Annotated in this window: 15 protein-coding genes and 1 other annotated feature; all 15 genes read left to right on the top strand. The window is 27.9% G+C overall.

What is annotated here, in order from left to right; translation table 11 throughout:
- The first annotated feature begins 27 nt into the window (after positions 1-27).
- Positions 28-3,435 carry a tubulin-like doman-containing protein gene (locus tag Ccar_RS08095; RefSeq protein ID WP_007062068.1) on the top strand — a complete coding sequence of 1,136 codons (3,408 nt, stop codon included), beginning with the start codon at positions 28-30 and terminating at the stop codon, positions 3,433-3,435.
- A 77-nt stretch (positions 3,436-3,512) separates the two neighbouring features.
- The gene (locus Ccar_RS08090; RefSeq protein ID WP_007062069.1) at positions 3,513-5,858 is read left to right on the top strand and encodes a synaptonemal complex protein 1; all 2,346 of its coding nucleotides are present in this window, start codon (positions 3,513-3,515) and stop codon (positions 5,856-5,858) included.
- A 43-nt stretch (positions 5,859-5,901) separates the two neighbouring features.
- Positions 5,902-7,170, top strand: a complete 1,269-nt coding sequence (locus Ccar_RS08085; RefSeq protein ID WP_007062070.1) for a vWA domain-containing protein — start codon at positions 5,902-5,904, stop codon at positions 7,168-7,170.
- Positions 7,171-7,190: 20 nt separating this feature from the next.
- Positions 7,191-7,838, top strand: coding sequence for a hypothetical protein (locus Ccar_RS08080; protein ID WP_007062071.1), 648 nt, complete (start codon positions 7,191-7,193; stop codon positions 7,836-7,838).
- Between the two features lie 20 nt (positions 7,839-7,858).
- Entirely contained in the window at positions 7,859-9,133 is a 1,275-nt protein-coding gene (locus Ccar_RS08075; protein ID WP_007062072.1) for a TRAFAC clade GTPase domain-containing protein, read from the top strand.
- A 2-nt stretch (positions 9,134-9,135) separates the two neighbouring features.
- Entirely contained in the window at positions 9,136-10,245 is a 1,110-nt protein-coding gene (locus tag Ccar_RS08070; RefSeq protein ID WP_007064688.1) for a GAP1-N2 domain-containing protein, read from the top strand.
- 84 nt (positions 10,246-10,329) lie between these two features.
- Entirely contained in the window at positions 10,330-11,169 is an 840-nt protein-coding gene (locus Ccar_RS08065; protein ID WP_007062075.1) for a YARHG domain-containing protein, read from the top strand.
- A 489-nt stretch (positions 11,170-11,658) separates the two neighbouring features.
- Positions 11,659-12,570, top strand: a complete 912-nt coding sequence (locus Ccar_RS08060; protein WP_007062077.1) for a chemotaxis protein — start codon at positions 11,659-11,661, stop codon at positions 12,568-12,570.
- A 257-nt stretch (positions 12,571-12,827) separates the two neighbouring features.
- Entirely contained in the window at positions 12,828-14,510 is a 1,683-nt protein-coding gene (locus tag Ccar_RS08055) for a MutS-related protein (protein ID WP_007062078.1), read from the top strand.
- A 362-nt stretch (positions 14,511-14,872) separates the two neighbouring features.
- A complete protein-coding gene (locus tag Ccar_RS08050) occupies positions 14,873-15,349 on the top strand; it encodes a PH domain-containing protein (protein ID WP_007062079.1) in 477 nt (158 codons plus the stop codon).
- Positions 15,339-16,790, top strand: a complete 1,452-nt coding sequence (locus Ccar_RS08045) for a PH domain-containing protein (RefSeq protein ID WP_007062080.1) — start codon at positions 15,339-15,341, stop codon at positions 16,788-16,790. The genes Ccar_RS08050 and Ccar_RS08045 overlap by 11 nt, the downstream gene beginning before the upstream one ends.
- 80 nt (positions 16,791-16,870) lie before the next feature.
- On the top strand, positions 16,871-17,140 hold the full coding sequence (locus Ccar_RS08040; protein ID WP_007062081.1) for an iron-sulfur cluster biosynthesis family protein: 270 nt from the start codon (positions 16,871-16,873) through the stop codon (positions 17,138-17,140).
- Between the two features lie 56 nt (positions 17,141-17,196).
- Positions 17,197-17,508: a binding site (T-box leader), on the top strand.
- A 65-nt stretch (positions 17,509-17,573) separates the two neighbouring features.
- Positions 17,574-19,001 (top strand): anthranilate synthase component I, encoded by a 1,428-nt coding sequence (gene trpE, locus Ccar_RS08035; RefSeq protein ID WP_278336747.1) that lies wholly within the window; start codon positions 17,574-17,576, stop codon positions 18,999-19,001.
- Entirely contained in the window at positions 19,001-19,591 is a 591-nt protein-coding gene (locus tag Ccar_RS08030; RefSeq protein ID WP_007063200.1) for an anthranilate synthase component II, read from the top strand. Before trpE ends, Ccar_RS08030 begins: the two co-directional genes overlap by 1 nt.
- Complete coding sequence (gene trpD, locus Ccar_RS08025) at positions 19,572-20,591, top strand: anthranilate phosphoribosyltransferase (protein ID WP_007063201.1); 1,020 nt, start codon at positions 19,572-19,574, stop codon at positions 20,589-20,591. The genes Ccar_RS08030 and trpD overlap by 20 nt, the downstream gene beginning before the upstream one ends.
- The last annotated feature ends 32 nt before the right edge of the window (positions 20,592-20,623 follow it).

Below are 20,623 nucleotides of genomic sequence, written 5' to 3'. Positions count from 1 at the left end.
GATTATAAAATATGGAGGAGTTAATTTATGAATACTAGAATTAGAGAGCATCTTCAAGACCTTGAGGTTAGCAAGGGTGGAGGTATAATAAGTGATAAAATACGTATAGAAACTATATCAAATCCTATACTTGTAATAGGTCTTGGTGGAACAGGTATAGATGCAATGCTAAGACTTAAATATCAAATAAATAAAAGATTTATTCTTGAAGAAGATAAAATATCCAATACTAGAAAGGATAAACCTGAAAAAGTTGAATTTTTGGGATTTGAAACAAATCAAGGAGAAAAAAATAAGAGATATCCTGCAAATGGTGGAGTGGGATTAGATCCTCAAAGTGAGCTTGTTATGCTTTCAAATGCAGAAATAAGATCCATTTTAAATGATAGAAATATATTAGATGATTGTATAAAAGAATGGTTAGCACCTGAACTTTCAGCAGAAAGTGGAACTGATGGTGCTGGTGGTATAAGACAGGTAGGAAGACTCTTATTATTTACAAAGATCAATGAAATAGTGGATTGTATTGAGAAAAAAATAAGACGTCTTCAAGAGGATACAGATGAAACACTTCATGTATTCATACTTTCAGGACTTTCAGGAGGAACGGGAAGTGGAACCTTTATAGATATTGCTTATATAGTAAGAGGAATTATAAACAATATTAAAGGGGTTAAAGGTGACGATAGAGTTAATATAATGGGATATTTATTTACACCAGATGTTAACTTATCTAAGGCTTCTGACAACCAAAGCTCTCAATCCTATATTATAAAAAATGGATTTGCAGCATTAAAGGAATTAGATTACCTTATGGGAATTGCAGATAGACATGAAAGATTTAAACAGCAGTACAGAAATAGATTGACTGTGGATTCACCAATGCCTCCATTTAATCTTTGTCATTTAATATCTGCTACAAACATAGATGGAAGACCTATGAGCAATGCTTATGATTACTGTATGAATGTTACAGCAGAAAATATAGTTAATTTTATATCCAATGAAGTAAGAGAATCTGGTGGAGCTTTTGCTATACAGGATTATATAAGTAATTTAAAGCAGAATACTGACAATATGGCAAAACCATATATGGCAGGTTATAAGTATGTAATGATAGGAGCATCTTCAGCAGTGTTACCACTGGAAGAGATAACTACATACCTTGCTTACAAGCTTTTTGAAAAGATTCAATACATGTTTGAAAATATGCCTACAGAACAGGAAACAGATCGTTTTATAAGGCAGCTTAAACTTGATGAAGATTCTGTAATAGATAGATTTGAAAGTGAACTTCAGGGTAGAAAACCTCTTACAGGTTATAAGGGAAGAGATAGGTATAACTATGATAATGTAATAAAAAAACAATCTGTAAATATTGATGATGAGATGAAAGAATATTTAAGAGAATGTACCAATGAATATAACAAGGTAAAAACTCAATATCCTGGCGAAGTTGTAAAGGGTGCAAGAGAACTTATAAATGAAATATTTAAAGACCCTAAAAAAGGACCTTTTTATGCATCTAGAATATTGTTTCATCAAAGCTTTTGTGTAGTTAAGACTTTAGAAACAGAAGTAGCATCTCTTCAGGAAAGATTAACTAATATTTCAAGAGAGATAAAGTTTAAAAGGGAACTTGCAGAAGACAAAATGCTAGAAGCTAGAAAGGCAATTTTGTTTACTAAAGAAGGAAAGAAAAATGATTATATAGAAGCTAAAAGTGAAGAGTATATGTTAAAGTCTGAAGAAGAAAGAACTCTTAGAATGATGGAGTTTTATGGAAAAGTAATTTCGGATTTAAGTGATTTAAACAATAAAATATATAGAATATATACTGAAATACTTAATGAACTAAACAAGATATTTAAAGATGATGGAGAAATTCTTGTTAAAGGTGAAGAAATAGAAGGTGCTCTTGGAAGAAATTATTCCTGGACAGTAGTAAAAGTACCTGATTTAAAGGATTATATAGAAAGTATTGTAAATAAGCAAAGTGCAGATGATATTGTTAGAAGATTTTCAAATAAACTTTTAGAGGAATCTAACAAATGGCTTGATGAGGTTCATATAGATGTAGTAGGATCAATTTCAAGCTTTGTGTCTGAAGAATATGGTGATGTAATAACTCAATCTATGGAAGAGTTCTTGACACTAGAATACGGTGAGGACAAATCTATTATAAATATAGTTAAGGATGAAATTGCACCAAAATTAGATAAGGATGCAGTACCAATTTTCTATATGAGCAACACAGAAGCACTTAATTTCCCATCATGGAGTATGGTGTCAGTACCAAGAAATGCAAAAAAAGTGCTTGAAGGTATTAAGGAATATAAAAAGTCCTATATAAAAGGAGATTCAATAAATATAAAAGAAAGTATGGTAACCAATAGGATATTCTGGTTAAATACTAAAAATGGAGTACCTTTATATTCATATACTCCAATAAAACAATATGAAGATGTATATGAAAAAACTTTATTTGAAACTGATGGTATAGGAAGACACTTATATCAAAATGGAGATAGGAACTGGGTGTTCTTACCATCACCTATACCGGAACAATCCTGGGGAACAACTTATTATAATGAAAGAGTAAAAAAATATAATGATGAAGTAAGAGATGTATTTGATAGAGCTATAAAGCTTGGGTGTATAGTTGATACAGAAAACAGTATAAATGAAAAATACAGATGTATTGTGACTGAAGACTTTAGCATTAAGGATTTTATGAAAAATTATTCATTAAACCTAGAAGGGGATAGACCTAATGTAGGTGAAATAAAAAGAGCATTATCAGATATTAAAAAGCTTTTAGAAAAAGGATTGGAACCTATAGAAAACGGAAATTTACAGCAGTATTGTATTTTTGAAAGCAGCAGCGAAGAAAAAGCAAAAAATAATTTAGTGAGAACTCCACGTCTTGCTGGACTTGTAAAAAAAGAAGTTGAAAAGTATGAAGAAATACTACAAGAAAAAGCTAAGCTTGAAGATATTATAAAAAATATGAGTAAGTCAGAAGCAGATATGGATACTTTTTTAAGAGCTATGTATACAGATACCATAGTAAAAAGAGGCTTAATGTATGTTTATAATTGCAGTGAAGACAGTAAAGTAAATATAGAACCTTTTATAAACACTTTAAAACAAAAAGAATATCAGTTAGAAGCAATATTCAAGAAATACACAAGCTTGGATGAAAGAGAGAGAAGTATCATAGATAGAACTTCAGATAAAAAGCAAGATGAACTTTCCATGGAAGATGGAGCAGTTACACTTACAGCTAATGTAGATGCTTTATTAAACAAAGTTAAAGATTCATTAGAAGAACTAGATACGAGAAGATATGATCTTATAAATGGTGATGAACTTTATGCATTTTACAATAATATGTTTTCAAAGATAAAAGAGGTAAAGAAGCAATTGGAGTAAATATTTTTTTAGAGGACAGAGGACAATTGTCCTCTAAAAATATTGCTTTGCAATATTTTTGTACTGGAGGGATTTTGATGGAGGATATATTAGAAAGTTTTGCAGAGGAGTACTCTTTAAATGCAGATAGAAAAATCTTTATGGGAGATGCTCAAAGAAGTGCAAATAATCCTATACTTTTTTTGTTTATAGGAGATGGCGTTAAAGATGCTTCAAAGCATATAAACAGCAATATAAGATGTAATTGGGATAATGGAAAAGCTATAGTTTTTATGAATGTTTTAAAGGAAAAAGTTGAAGATGATGATAATGTATTCAATTTTCAGATAGAATATAGTGACCTAGATAAAAAAAGTTTAAGAAAAAATATAAGAGACAACTTTTATAGTAATAAAAAGATGCTTGCTTGTTTAAATGAAAAAATAACTATGGTTAGGGATAAGATATTAAGTTCTGGAAAGTTGTTTAATTCCTTTGAAAATATAAATATTGCTGTAGTTACAACTTCAGATGATCCTCTAAATGTAATATTGCCTGAAATAACTATGCTTGTAAAAAAGAGAATGCTTGAAGTTTTTAAGCTTGGAATTGCTGATCTTTATATACTTATAAAAGAAAAAGATGTGGAAGATGAATTCCTTTCAGAGGCTATGTCTATGAGCTTCTTTAGAGAATTAGAATATGTGCAAAAAAAGCTATTTTCTTTTAGAGAAAAAATAGAAATATATGGAGAAGAAAGAGAACTCTTAGTGGAAGCAAAAGGACCTGTATTTTATCTTACATACGTATTAGAAGAAAAAAATGAAAAAGGCCTTATACCAGAAAAGTCTATGGAAAACAATTATAATATAATAGGTTACATCAATCTATTAAAAAATAGAAATGTGAGTATTGAAACTTATTCTGATACAGAAAATCAGTATTATGATAATACTAGATTTAAAGCTAATATAAGTTTGGATGATTCTTTAAATAGATATGTTTCAGCAGGACTTGCAGTAGTAAAAAGACCTAATAAGGCTATTGCTATTACTGTAGTTAGAGCTTTTTATGAAAACTTCATAAAAAGATTAAAAGAATTTTCTAAAAAAGATGAAGAAACTATAGTTAGTATCTTAAAATTAGATGAAGATAATGTAGGTTTAAATATAGAAAGAGTTTTGCCCAAAGCTGTTACAATTTATGATATGAACAGTATAATGATGAATAATACTAAGTCTTTGGAAAAAAGGCTTTCAAAGCTTAATTTAAGACAAATAGAAGAAGATATATATAGGGATAGATGTGAAAATTTTTTCAATAATAATTTTATAGAATATGCTCATAAAAAACTTAATGATATTAATTTTGAAAATGAATTTAGTGTTTTATTTGAAAAAAGTGTATTAAATAATGACAAATTAGGTTTGTATTGTGCTTTAAATTGGAGTGATGGAGAAAGCATTGTTTTTAAATACATAAAAAAAGAAAAAAAGATTCTTTCAAATTCTATAGAAGGGTTAAGGAAAGAAATTGAAAATACATATGAAAGCAGATTTGTAGAAGAATTTAGTTTTAAAAACATTTTTACTAGAGGAAAAAATATTGATAAGGTAAAAGAAAAATTATCCATGGAAGTATATGGAAGAAAACTAAACATTTTAAGATTAAACATTTTTATAAAAATCTTAGAAAAATATGAAGCTGCATTGAATAGTATTCATAAAGAAATTTACAAATATATTGAGAAAACTAAAAATATTCATAGCATAATTCTTAAATATGAAGATGAAATAGTAAGAAAACAGCAGAGTTATACAGGGCAGAATATAAAGGTCTATTACACAAAAGTTGTAGACAATATATTAGAAAATCTTATAAATAAATATGGAGAAGATTTTTATTTTGGAGAAGAATATTTCGGAAATTCTTCTGAGATTATAAAAAGAACCCAAGAAGACTTTATTTTGAAACTAATAGAATTTTGCAATAAGTATATTTTACCACAACCAGATTTTATAAAGTCTTTTGAAGAGGAATTAAGCGAAAGAGCTAATGTGGATACAGGAAATTTGGAAAATAAGGTTTTATCTAAAGATGAAATATATAGAAAACTCTATGATATTTTAGGAGAAAATTCGGCACTTAAGATTTATATAATGAATTATGATGTAAAGAGTTATGCAGAAAAATATTTCTTTGGAGATTACAGCAGTGATTTTATAAAATATGCTTTTGATTTTGATAGAAAAGTTAGAAATTATAAAATAGGATACGTACATGAGAAAAGAATAAGTGGAATTGAAAATTTAAATTTAATGGGTGGATTTGCTGCTAAGGATATATTTTATATTAGAAATTCTATAGATAAATATGAAGCTTGTTTGAAAAATGGATATGAATTTCATGGAATAGATATAAATGAGTTGCCAGAAATTAAGTGAGGATTGGAAGATTTATAATTAAAATTAGTTGGGGGGCGAATTTTTGATAGAGAAGAGAATAAATTTAACTATGATTATAATGAGTTTAATTGGAGGTGTAATTGGTTTTATATTAGGAGAAATACTTTTAAATTCTTTAAGATATATTATGTCTTCAATTATTCTCATGGGACTATATTTTGGAATACTAGCGTTTTGTATAGGAACTATGTGTCTTATAGGGGAGATGATAAGTCCTAGATTAAATGGGGATGGGTGGAAAAATAACTATTTAAAAACTTCCTTTAAATTGTTAATTCCATGCACTTTAATTGGATTATTTGTATTTGGAGCTATGTTTCAATTTTTATATGAAATAAGTGCTCAAAAATTTAAAAAGGCGGATGATATAGTATTTGCTATAGATACATCTGGAAGTATGAAGAATACAGATCCTAACAATGAAAGATTTTCTGCAGCATTAAATCTTATAGATAACATGGATAAGAATAATAGATTTTCCATGTATAAGTTTGATGATACTGCAGAAAAAATAATTCCTATGAGTCAGGTTACAAAACAAAGCAGGGAAGAAGTTTCGGGTAAGTTAAAAGATATGCAAAATCCCAAAGGAAATACTAATATGAGGGATGCTTTAGAAAAAGCTTATGAGGAGATAAAATCTTCAGAAACCAAAGATAAAAATGCTATGGTTATAATGTTATCAGATGGTGGGGATACGTATGATTTAAGTAAGAAGTTTGATGAAACTCTAAAACCTTTTAAGGAAAAGAATATATCTATTTATACTATTGGAATGTCTAATGGCAATAATTTTTCTATGCTCAAGGAAATAGCCAAGGAAAGTGGTGGAAACTACTATAATGTAAAGGAAATAAAGGATTTAAAAAATGTATTTAATAAAATATATAGGGATAGGCAGCAAAGGCTTCTTGTAGATAAGAGATACGGAATTTATGAAGCTTCTTCATTGTATAAGTTCCTTAGAGTAATGTTTATTACTTTCTTAGGAGCATTAATAGCTTTAAGTGTGAGCTTAGTATTTGATAACAAAAATTTGCTTAAGGGATTTTTAGTAGGTGGAATTTTGTCAGGATTTGCAGCAGGAATTATTATGGAAGCAGGATTTTTATATGTACCATGGATGGGGATGTTGCACAGGTGTATAGCAGACATTGTTATTGCTGTGATTTTTACTATTATACCTGTAAAAGTAGATGTAAAAGACTATTCTAAGAAATCCTCTTATATGGATAAAATAAAGAACTTTAATATTTATGAAAATGATAGTTCAAACAATATGTTTCAGTAAAATTAAAAAGAGGTGCTTTTATGAAGCTTATAGAATTTACTAATAAAGAGCAACAAATACAAGATTTAAGCTACAATTTGGATAAAAAAACCCTTACAATAAGATGGAGATGGCCAAAGGATATTGATATAGTTTATATACTAAAAATGGACATTTTTGAAGATTTTCAATTAGATAGTATTAATGAAAAAAATGTTAAAATGTATACTAGAGAAGAGTTTAAAGAATTTAATGGTTATGTAGAAACTATAAGAGAAATAAATCAGTATAGATATTTTATTTTTCCTGCCATTGAACAAGAAAATGAAATAACACTTTTAAAACAAAATGATGGTAAAAATGAAATTTTGGTAACTACGGGTACTCCTAAAATATGCTATGAAATAAAAGAATTAAGGTCTTTTGGCAGTTTATTTTCAAGGGAGAAAAAACTGCAAATATGTATATATTCAGAAGTAAATTTAAGTAAAGATGTATTGTGCTATGTGAAAAAGCAGGGTTCCTATCCTTTAAGTAAGGAAGATGGAATATGTTTTGAATTCATTGAAGATATTTATGCTGGTACAAATGTTATGCCAGAAATTACAGTAGGTAAAAATGAATTTATAAAATTATTTATAAAGAATACAGATAAGTATGGAAATATGTATAATCTTAAGAAACAGTAATTTTAAAGGAGTTGAGACTTATGGGTCTTTTTCAAATTTTTCATGGAAATAATAAAAAGAAAAGTGAATATAAAAAAGCTACTTATGAAAAGGGACCTTTTATGATAAAATGCCCTTTCTGTTTTAAGAAATTTAAAACAGAGCAGGTGGTTTTTAGGGCTTCTCATGCAGAAGAAGGAGATCCTGAATATGAAAAGACAATAGATGAATTGTTAAATGAGTACAATAGAAAAGCTGGAAAATCAGCTTTACCAGAAATAAATTCAGTAATTAAAACTCAGGATATTCCAGAAAAAAATAAGACAAGGGTTGATGGGGTACTTATAGAGATTAAAGATAAATATGATATAAGTACTAGTGAAAGGCTTTGTCCTTATTGTCATAATGAGCTTCCTATAACTGCAGGTAGAGGGCCTTCAAAAGTTATTTCCGTAGTTGGAGCTTCTCAGGTAGGTAAATCTGTTTATATGACTGCACTTTTATATGTGCTTGAAAAGTATACCTGTGAAAGAATAGGTGCATCTCTTATTGCAGGAAGTTCTGAATATAACGATGAAATAAGAGAAAATCAAGAAAAAATCTTTGATAACAATATAATGTTGGATCCGACCCCTAAACAGCATGTAGAACCATTAATAGCAAATATGAAATTTAAAAATGATAAGATCCCTCCTCTTACCCTAATTTTTTATGATGTACCAGGAGAAGGAATGACAGATAAAGGTTATATAGAAAAGCATGGAGATCATATAAAAAATTCAGATGGAATAATATTTCTTGTGGATCCGCTTCAAATGAGAGCTTTAAGGAAAAAAATAAGTCTTATGAATAAGGAAGTTAAAGGAGACTTTACGGAAAAATATCAAGAACCTAAGGATATAATCGTGTACTTTTTTGAAAACTTTATATCGAAGCAATCTCACGAAAAGACAAGTATACCTACAGCAGTTGTGGTAACTAAAAGTGATATGCTTAAAAATTTAAGAGATGAAGAATACATAAGTGAAAATAGTAATATTTTTAGAAACTATAATCATGAAAAGTTTTTTAATTTAAATGAGTTTGAAAATATAAATGGAGAAGTTATGAAATTTTTAGAAAAAGCTGATGCTCCTTTTAAAGGTGCCATGGATGCTTGTTTTAAAACAACAGGATATTTTGCAGTATCTTCTTTAGGCTGTAATCCTCAAAATTTAAAAATAGATGAAAATGTGGGTATAGAGCATATAAGGGTAGATGAACCTTTTCTATGGCTGCTTTATGAGATGAACTATTTAGATGGGAGAAGGGATTAACTATGATTGCGCAGCATTTTTATACTAGAGATAGAAGAGGTATATTTAGCAAAACTCCAGGTTATGATACTGTGGCAAAGAGTGCCAATTTGCAGGATGAATTTATAATAAATACATTACAGGACTTATGCTTTTATGAAGCTCCAGTTAGTCTTGCAGGGGAAGAAGATTTGTCTAAATACCCCAAAGCACTTTTTTGTGTAAATACAGAAGATGGTAGTATGGTAATTGGTGAATCTGCTTTTGCAGGAAGAGATTATACAGGGGAAAGAAATAGATATTTTACTCATAATTACATAATTCCAGAAGAAGAAAAAGATGATTATATAAAGAACCCGGAAAGAATAATATATTCTGAAGGGTTTATTCATAATTATGATATAAATGAAGGACGTGTTATACCAGAAGTTCGGGAAATTAAGCAAAGTAAGTCTTTAAATTACACTTCTTCTATAGAAGAAATGTATAGTAAAGCTTCTATAAATGAGGAAATATTTACGAATATCATTAAAGCTTCTTTTCATGCAGCACAGTATGGGAAAAAGATTTATGTAGTGCTTGATTGTGAAAAAAATTATATTGAATATATTTCCAGGGAAATTTTGAGATATTTGTATAGAGTGCTTCCTTTTCCAGTGAGAAGAAGAATAGGCTTCATAACTTATATGAAGGTACCTAAAAACAAAAATTTTATAAATATTATTTTTTTATGTAAAGGCAGCATAAAAAGGATTAATACAGAGTTAAAAGCAGGGTATATTTTTGATATTCCAGGTAAGGAATTTTATATTGATGGAATAGATTCGGCAAAACATCCATTCATCGATTTTGTTATAAATAATATTGGAAATGAAGCTGTATTAAATGACTTTTTTAATAAAGTGGATAATCATAAGATTGAAGAATCGTTGAATTTATGTGAGTATGATGATATATTTGGGGGTAATAATAGGAATAGTATTGCTGATAAAAAAACTGCTAAAATTGGTATTAAAGATGAAAAAGAACAGTACAATAATTTTAAAGAAAATGATAATATGCATGGAAATAAATTTGTAAAAATTATGAAATTTTTCATAGATAAAATTAAAATTAAATTTAAAAATTATTAAGTGAACTTTTAAGTTTTATATTAATAAAATCTTTACTAAAGCTATATAATATGTGGATTACGAGAAAGTAAGGTGATTTCTTTAATGGGTAAATGCAGAAAATGTGGATATGAACTAAGTAGTAAGGACAAATTTTGTCCATCTTGTGGTGCAAAGCATAAAATAGAAGAGGATAATATAAATAGAAATATAGAAGATAATATAATAAAAGATACTATAAAAAATGAAGACAATTCAGATGGAAATACTATAGTAGAAAAAGGCGAGTATGTAGAATTCATAGAACATAAAGAAAAAATAAATTACGACGATAATACTATAAATATGAAATCTAATATTCATGAATTTGATAAAGTGGAGGATGAATCAGAACCTGGAATTGACAATTTAAAATCTAGAGGTATAAAATTAAAAGCTTTGGCAGCAGCAATAGTACTTGTATTTTTTGTAGGTTTTGGTATTACTTATATGCATTTAAATAAAGGAAAGAATAATAATCCTAGTGTTTCAAATTCTTCAAATAAGCAGACTACCTATAATAATGAAAAAACATCAACAAAGCAGAATACAGAAAAAGATAGTAAGACACAAACAGAAGAAAAAGATGAGGATTCAAATGAATATATACTTCCATATAGCAATAAAAGGCCTATAACTAAAAATGATTTAAAAGGGTTGAGTAAGAAACAACTTCAGTTAGCTAGAAATGAAATATTTGCTAGACATGGATATGTATTTGGAGAACCTTTTAAGAATTATTTTAAATCAAAATCCTGGTACAAAGAAGATAAAAATTTTACTGGTGAAGGAAAACAGCTTTCAGCATTAGAAAGACATAATATTAAAGTTATAATAACCCAAGAAGGTGGTAAAGTAGCACCTGGATATGATTCTGATTATAAAGAAAGTGATTATGCCAATTGATTTTAACATGCGAGGAGTAAAATTAAATGGATACTGAATTAACTATTGAAAGTAAAGCTTTGAAATATGTTAAAAATAAAAACTTATGTTTTGTAATAAAGCTTATAAGTAGATCTGTAGAATGTGAATGAAATGGTACTAGGACTCAGGCTAGGAGTCTAAAAGTAAAAATTTATTATGAAGATGAAATTGAAAAAGAAAATTATGATGTTTTTGAATTTGAAGATGTTAAGATATTTGTATCTAAAGAACTTAAAATAAAGGGAAATATATCTATTTACAGGAAATTAAAATTGCCTTTCATGCAGCCAATATTTGGAGTGAAAGGTGTGGATTTGTATTAAGTGCAAAATTTTAAATATAGTTATTGCATATATTGTCATTATATGAGATTATATATTTAAACTACTTACTTTAACTTACAATATAGAAAAGCTAAAGTTGTTTTGTAATTTTCAATAATACTAAAATGGAGAGAGGGATAAAATTATGAACACAAATATATTATTAGAAAGTGGTACTGGAGAAGTTGAAATACTGGAATTTGTAGTAAATAATAAGCATTATGCAATTAATGTTATAAAAGTTAAAGAAGTATTAGAAGTAGATAATTTAACCAAATTGCCACAATCACATCCTGCAATAGGCGGACTTATATTATGTAGAGATGAAATAATAACATTAATAAATTTAAAATACATATTAGAAAAACAAAGTGAAATAGAAGAAAAATCTAAAGTTATAATATCTGAATTTAATAAAGTTAAAGTAGGCTTTAACATAGATGATATTTTAGGAGTTCATCGTATTAGATGGGAACAAATAATGAAACCAGATGATATATCTGCAAATTCCTTAGTAATAGGAAATATTGTTTTAGATAATAAGATAATATTATTGCTTGATTTTGAAAAGATAGTTACAGACATTAATCCAAGTACAGGTATAAGTGAAGACAAAATTGTGAAAGTAGATTATAAGGATAGATCAAATGTTAAAATAGTATTAGCAGATGATTCAGCATTAATAAGAAAATTATTGAAGGATACGCTTACTAAGGCTGGATTTAAGAATTTATTAATGTTTGATGATGGTAAACAAGCTTTAGACTATTTAACAAACTTAGTAGAAGAAAAGAAAGATAAATTTATAGATGACGTTCAAATGTTGATTACAGACATTGAAATGCCACAGATGGATGGACATACTCTTACAAGAAAAGTTAAGGAGCATCCTCTTTTGAAAAAATTGCCGGTTGTAATATTCTCATCATTAATAACAGGTGATTTGAAACATAAAGGAATTTCTGTAGGTGCTGATGCTCAGTTGAGCAAACCAGAAGTAGGGGAGTTAGTAAATGTTATAGATGATTTTACAGAACGTATAAAAGCAAATAAGTAAAAATTTAATTATTATGGAATGGTATAACTAACAATCATAGGGGATTATGAATATGCAAAAATTATTTTTAAGCATAGCTATGAAAAAACCAGATGATTGTTAGTTTAATTTTTGGACATATTATAATATATCCATTTAATATCCTCATAAGTAAGAAGTATCTTACCCATGAGGATATTTTTAAGGCATTTGAAATAAAATAGACTAGCAGATGGACTTATTATTTTTTTCAAGATGCCTAAGAAGGAGGAGAAATAATGGCAACAATTGTAGGATATATCTTAGTAGTTTTAGTTATAGGAACTATAATTACTTTAGGATCAAATTTTAAAGAAAATAATGAAATTAAACATAGAATAGAAAATGAATGGGGAAAAGAAGTAGAAAGAAAATATAGTGAAGATGATTTTAAAACTGTTTCTGAATATTTTAATAATAAAAAAGAAGATGAAAAAGATAAGTTTTTTATAGATGAAATTACATGGAATGATTTGAATATGGACAGCATATTCAAAAAAATAAATTCTACCGAAAGCAGTCCCGGCGAACAATATTTATATAATATGTTGAGAGAACCTTTATATGATGAGAAAGAACTTAAATTGAGAGATAGATTAATTAAGTTTTTTCAAAGTAATGAAAAGGAAAGAAAGGACATACAATATTTGCTTGCTAAATTAGGTAAGAAGAGAAGTTGTTTTATATCAGATTACTTTTACAGCAAAGATAAAAAAAGAAATTCATCTTTAGTTTATTATAGAATTTTAGCTGCCATGCCTATTATATCATTAGCTATTACATTTATAAATCCTCGCCTTGGTTTGGCTATAATGTTTGCAGCTGTAGCTATAAACATGTTTATATACTATGGTGAAGAAAAGAAGATTAAGTATAAATTAGAAGCCTTTAAGTATATAGTGAAAATAGTTAAGTATGCACAATTGATTTCAAAAGAAGAGGTAGAAGAATTAAAGGATTATAGTGAAAAGTTAAAGGAAGCTCTTAAATCAATGAAGTCTATTAAAAAGGCATCATTTAATTCAAGTAATAGTGCTACAGATATGGGATTAGTAATGGAATACATAAGCATAATATTTCTTACAGATTTAATTAATTATGAAAAAGTATCCAATATGCTTGTAGAAAAAAGTAGAGAATTTAAAATTATATTTGAAGCTATAGGTACTATAGATAGTTGTATATCCATTGCATCTTACAGGGAGAGAATTGAACAATATGTTACTCCTGAGTTAATTAATTGTAGTAAAAAGACAGAGCAAATTAACATTTTTAAAGATATCAGTCATCCTCTTATAAAGGATGCAGTAATTAATTCCATAGAAATGCCAGATTCCATTTTGATTACAGGATCCAATGCTTCCGGAAAATCAACTTTTTTGAAGACTTTAGCCATAAATATTATTTTTGCACAAACCATATATACTTGTCTTGCGAAGGAATTTAAATGCTGTTATTTTAAAATATATACTTCCATGGCATTGAAGGATAATATATTTAATAATGAGAGTTATTATATTGCAGAAACTAAGTCTTTAAAGAGAATTATTGATAGTTTAAATGAAGATACACCAACTATATGTTTTGTAGATGAAATTTTGAGAGGAACCAATACTGTAGAGAGAATATCAGCTTCTTCACAAGTTTTAAAATATTTAACTTTAAATAATTGTGTATGTGTTGCTGCAACTCATGATGTAGAACTTACTCACATACTTGAAAGATATTTTTCTAATTATCATTTTCAAGAAAATATTGCAGATAATGAAATAACTTTTGATTATAAAATACATGAAGGAAGATCAACTACTCAAAATGCTATAAAGCTTTTAGGGATTTTAGGGTATACCGATGATATTGTTGAAAAAGCACAACAAAAAGCAAATACATTTTTGAAAGATGGTGTTTGGGAAGCAGAATAAATTTCTGCTTTTTTTAATGGAAGCTTATATGATTTTTGCTTAAAATATCCACTTTAAATATTTAAGGATATTTTAAGCTTTATTTAATGTTTAAGAAATAATAATTATATAAAATTTAAACATAACAAACAGGAATCATAATATGAAATTTAATAAAATTGGATAAAGTGAAGACAAAAAATTCTTCTAATATTTTTAAATTATAAAGAGTTTATTAAGTTTATTTAAAGTATTATAAAATAATATATAATAAAAAGTAGATGAGGAGTATCAAAAATACTCAAATGAATATGCTGCTAGATAATATATTACATGATGATATTTAGTGCATAAATTATATTTACTAATTCAAGGAGGAAAGTATGGAACAAGAACACAAAATTTCAAAGGATGCTGTTAAAGTTTTTAGAATTAAAGAATTTATTGGAGTGGTTATAATATTTTTAGTATTTGTAGCATTTTTTAAATTTGTACCTCATTTTAAATTTAAGAACATTGTATCAGGTATTTTTGTTGCAATTATAGTATTGAATTTTATAAGTGCACTAATTTTTCCAAAGATAGAGTATAAAAATTGGTCTTATTACATGGAAAAGGACAAGGTAATACTTAGATATGGAGTATTCGTAATAAAGACTGTAGTAATTCCTATAAAAAGAATACAGTATGTGGATACATCTACAGGACCAATACTTTTACATTTTGAACTTACAAATTTAGCTATATATACTGCAGGAGGTAAGTATGAGATTCCAGCTTTAGTAGATGATATAGCAAAAGAACTTCAAAATGCTATAACTAGTTCTGTAGTAAGGAGTTTAGGTGAAGATGAAATATAAGAAGCAACATCCATATTTTTTAATAAGTAAAATAATTAATAATTTGAAGGAATATATAATTTCATTTTTAATTATAATAGGTGCTGTAATTACTAAGGGTAAGAATGCTAAAATTTTATTTTTGATAATTACTTTAATTGTACTAGCTATTGTAGTAACAACCATAGTAAGTTGGAAAAAGAATGTATATGGTTTTGATGAAACTGGTATGCATGTTAAAGAAGGTGTAATAAATAGAAAATCCAGATATATACCTAAAGATAAAATACATACTATGGATATAGATTCTAAATTTGTTCAAAGGTTATTTGGAGTAGTTACACTTAAAATTGATACTGCAGGTGGCGGCAAAGAAACTGAGGTTCACTTAATTTTAAGTAAACAAGAAGCAGAAAATATTAAGGAAGTTTTATTAAGCAGCAAAAATATTGATAAAAATGAAGAAGAAAAGATTATAACAGGACATAAGCAAGAAAAAATTTCTCATGATGACGTAAAATATAAGGCTTCAGTTATGGATTTAATTATTACTGCTGTAACATCAAAATATATAATGGGAGGGTTACTATTTATCTTTGTGTTATATGACAAAATAAATAATATAATTCCAAAGAGCTTTAAAAATAAGCTTGATAGTTTTGGAAATAAAAGTGCTGAAAGTATAATGGCTTATAAATCAATTCAGTTAATAGCAGCACTTGTAATAATAGCACTTGTAATAACATTTATTATATCTATTATTACTACAGTTATAACGTATTATGATTTTACAATAAAAAGAAATGGTAATAAAATAAACATAACTTATGGATTGTTTGATAAAAAGTCAATCATAATTCCTATTTATAGAATACAAAGTATATCCATTGTAGAAGGAATGTTAAAGAAACCTTTTAATGCTGTGTCCATTAACATTGAAAGTATAGGATATGGTAAGGAAAAGGGTGAGTCTACTATTTTATGTCCACTTCTTAAGAAAAATCAAATAGATAAATTTTTTAAAGAAGTTTTAACTGAAATAGAACCAAAATTTGAATTTTCTCATTCATCCAATAAAGCTATTGTGGGTTATCTAATTAGAGCTAGTATACTCCCATTATTAATAACATTTTTTATTACTTATAAGTTTAAATATGGCTTTTTTAGTTTATTAATTCTGCCTTTTTTCTTCATGTTAGGTTATTATAGACAAAAGAATGCAGGAATATGTATAAAAGAAAATGAATTAATTATGCAATTTAGGGTGTTAGCAAAACACATAGTAATAATACAAAAGAAAAACGTTCAAAGTTTAGTGGAGTCACAAAATATTTTCCAAAGAAGAAGTAATTTAGTTAACATAAAAGCGGCAGTTCAAGGGGAAATTGCTCAAATGGAGTATGTTGTAAAAGGCATGAATAATGGTGAGTTTATAAAATTACAAAATTGGTTGTTAAAATAAAATGAATAAAAGTATTGATATAAAAACAATATAGTAATATAATTTAATAAAATATTATAGGTAAAGGGAAAGGAAAAAATATGAAAGTAACTATTGATGAAAAAACAGTTGAAATTATAAAAAATATGTTAAAAGAACAAAATAAAACTGCAGTAAGAATTGCTAAAACAGGCGCTGCTTGTGGTGGAATAGAAAAGGAAATAGTTATGGATGAAGAAAAAGAAAATGATGATGTAGTGGTAGATCATGACATTAAAATTGTAGCAGACAAAAGTATTTCTTTCTTTTTTACAAGTGCATTAATAACACATAAAGAAGGCATTAATGGAATAAGATTTAAAATAGTATAAAATTTAGTATTGACAATATGGATAAAACAGTATATTATATAAAACAAGTTAATTGTTTAAAACCGATGAGAAGAAAGAGTAGGTATAAGGAGTTTAGTTTAAGCGAATTTGGAATGGTGAGAGCCAAATACTGTAGCCTATATTGAATGGGTCTTCAAGGTGTGATGCGAAATGGTAGTAGCAGCAGCCGGTAGTCTACCGTTAAAAGGACAGGGTATCGAGTAAAATCTGTACCTGTAGGAGATAGTTTTGTATTTAGGTGGCATAACGAAATTTAGCATTTCGTCCTTTATGGATGAAATGCTTTTTTATTTTTCACTATAAATATAAGCTAATTTGGGTGGCACCACGGTCATTTCGTCCCATTTTCAGGATGAAATGGCCTTTTTTGTATTCAAATTACAATTAAAGTCAAGAGAGGTGGTATAAAATAATGAATTTATCAGAAAAAGAATTTTATCATTATAAGAATTTGAAAAAAACTTTTCCTCTATTTATGAAAGTAAATGGAGATGAGATTACCCCCATAGGAATTTATTATAACTTAAATGGAAAAAATAAATTTTTACTTGAGAGTATATATTCTGAAAATGAAATAGGAAGGTATTCTTTTGCAGGAATGGATCCTTATATGAAGGTGAAGAGTTATGGAAAAAACATAGTTGTAAAAGATGAAAGTGGATTAAAAAATGTAAAAGGCAATGTATTAGAGTATATAAAAAAATATTTAAATGAGAGCTATGAATCACTAGGGCTTTGTATACCATTTACAGGAGGAGCCATAGGATATGTTGGATATGACGTAATAAGACAGTATGAGAGATTACCCAATGAAAATGAAGATACCATAAAAACTCCAGAAACTTATATTATGTTTTACAAGGCTTTCATTTGTTATGATCATTTTAAACATGAAATTTATTTAATTTATAATGTTACTGCAGATGAAAAAAAGGATTATAAAGATATAGTGAGTTATTTAAAAAGGCTAAAAGATATTATAGTTAGAGGTAATACAATACATGAATTAAAAGAGGCAAATAATGAGAAAGATGTAATTTCTAATGTAACAAAAGAAAAATATTGTACTATGGTTGAAAAGGCAAAGGAATATATAAAAGCAGGAGATATATTTCAAGTTGTTTTATCACAAAGACTTAAAATCAAAAGTACATCAAAACCCTTTGATGTATATAGAAGATTGAGAACTAAAAATCCTTCACCTTACCTATTTTATATAGATTTTGAAGATTTTAAAGTAGCAGGCTCATCACCAGAAAGTTTAGTTGCAGTAAAGACAGGAAGAGTGATTACCAACCCTATAGCAGGAACGAGAACTAGAGGGAAAAATGCAGAGGAAGATTTAAAATTAAAAGATGAACTCTTAAAGGATGAAAAAGAAAAAGCAGAACATTTGATGCTAGTGGATTTAGGAAGAAATGATATAGGAAAAATAAGCAAGTTTGGCAGCGTAAAACTAGATAAATTTATGGATGTAGATTTTTATTCCCATGTTATGCACATAGTTTCAAAGGTTTCAGGAAATATAAGAGATGATTTGCATTATTTAGATGCATTAACTTCCTGTTTACCTGTAGGTACAGTATCTGGAGCACCAAAAATAAGGGCTATGGAGATAATTGATGAATTGGAAAATACAAAACGAGGAATTTATTCAGGTGCAGTTGGCTATTTTTCCTTTAATGGTAATATGGATACCTGCATTGCAATAAGAACCATACTGTTCAAGGATAGTTATGCATATGTTCAAGCTGGTGCGGGTATTGTTTATGATTCTATACCTGAAAAGGAATATGAAGAAACATTAAATAAGGCTATGGCCATGATAGAGGTGATATAATGATACTTTTAATAGATAATTATGATTCGTTTACATATAATCTTTACCAGTATATTGGTGAAATATATAAAAACATAAAAGTTGTTAGGAATGACGAAATATCTTTGGAAGATATAGAAAATTTAAATCCACAGGGAATTATATTATCACCAGGACCTGGAATTCCAGAAAACGCTGGAATATGTATAGAGACAATAAAAAGATTTGGGGGGAGAATTCCTATTTTAGGTATATGCCTTGGGCATCAAGCTATAGGATGTGCTTATGGAGGAAAAGTAGTAAGAGCCAATAATATAATGCATGGAAAGACTTCTAAAATAAGCATAAAGCAAAATAAGTTATTTGAAAATTTAGAAAACTATATAACAGTTATGAGATATCATTCTCTTGTAATAGAAAAAAATACATTTCCAGTAGAACTTGTTATAACTGGTGAAAGTTTAGATGATGGTGAAATAATGGCAATTAAGCACAAGAAATATGAAGTTTATGGACTTCAATTTCATCCAGAATCCATTCTTACTGAAAGTGGTAAAGTAATGATAAAAAATTTTGTAAAGGAGATTTGTAATGCTACAGGAAACAATTAAAAAGATTATAGCTCAGGAAAATTTAAAGGAAAAAGAAGCTTATGATGCTATGAATGAAATTATGTCAGGTAAAGGAACTAATTCTCAAATAGGAGCTTTTCTTGCAGGTCTTAGAATGAAGGGTGAAACTACAGAAGAAATAACTGGATTTGCAAAAGCAATGAGAGATAATGCAATTACTTTAAAACTTGGTTCAAACTATGTTATTGATACTTGTGGAACTGGAGGAGATGGAGGGAAGACCTTTAATATATCTACAGCAGTGGCATTAGTTGCTGCAGCAGCTGGAGTAAAGGTAGCCAAACATGGAAACAGAGCAGTGTCAAGTAAAAGTGGTAGTGCAGATGTACTTGAAAAATTGGGCTTTAATATAAATTTAGAGCCAGAAGCAGCAAAAAACTGTATTAATGAAAAAGGAATGGCCTTTTTATTTGCTCAAAAGTATCATAATGCTATGAAGAATGTGGCTGCTCCAAGAAAAGAATTAGGTATAAGAACAATATTTAATTTATTAGGACCACTTACAAATCCTGCTTTTGTTAAAGGACAAGTTTTAGGAGTGTATGATAAGAGCTTAACTCATACTATGGCAAAGGTACTTTCCAATTTAGGTTGTGAAAGGGCTATGGTAGTTTGTGGAGAAGATGGACTTGATGAAATAACTACTACATCGCTAACTTATGTAAGTGAATTGAAAAATGGAGAAATATCAGATTATACAATAAATCCAGAATATTTTGAAATAGGTCTAAGCAGCAGTAATAATATTTCAGGAGGCAGTTCTGAAGAAAATGCAGTAACGATCCTTCAAGTTTTACAAGGAAAGAAAGGTGCTAAAAGAGATATTGTAATACTTAATAGTGCAGCAGCTTTGTATGTTGGAAAAGTGTGTGAAAATATGAAGGAAGGAGTAAAAATGGCAGAAGCACTTATAGATTCAGGAGAAGTTTACAAGAAGATGAATGAATTAAAAAATTACAGTAATAAATTTTTAGGTTGATAATGAATATGTAAAAAATTAATTAAGTATCT

The sequence above is a fragment of the Clostridium carboxidivorans P7 genome, assembly GCF_001038625.1.
Taxonomy (GTDB): Bacteria; Bacillota; Clostridia; order Clostridiales; family Clostridiaceae; genus Clostridium_AM; species Clostridium_AM carboxidivorans.
Note: the sequence above shows the minus strand (reverse complement) of the source record. Positions and strands in the feature narration are given on the sequence as shown.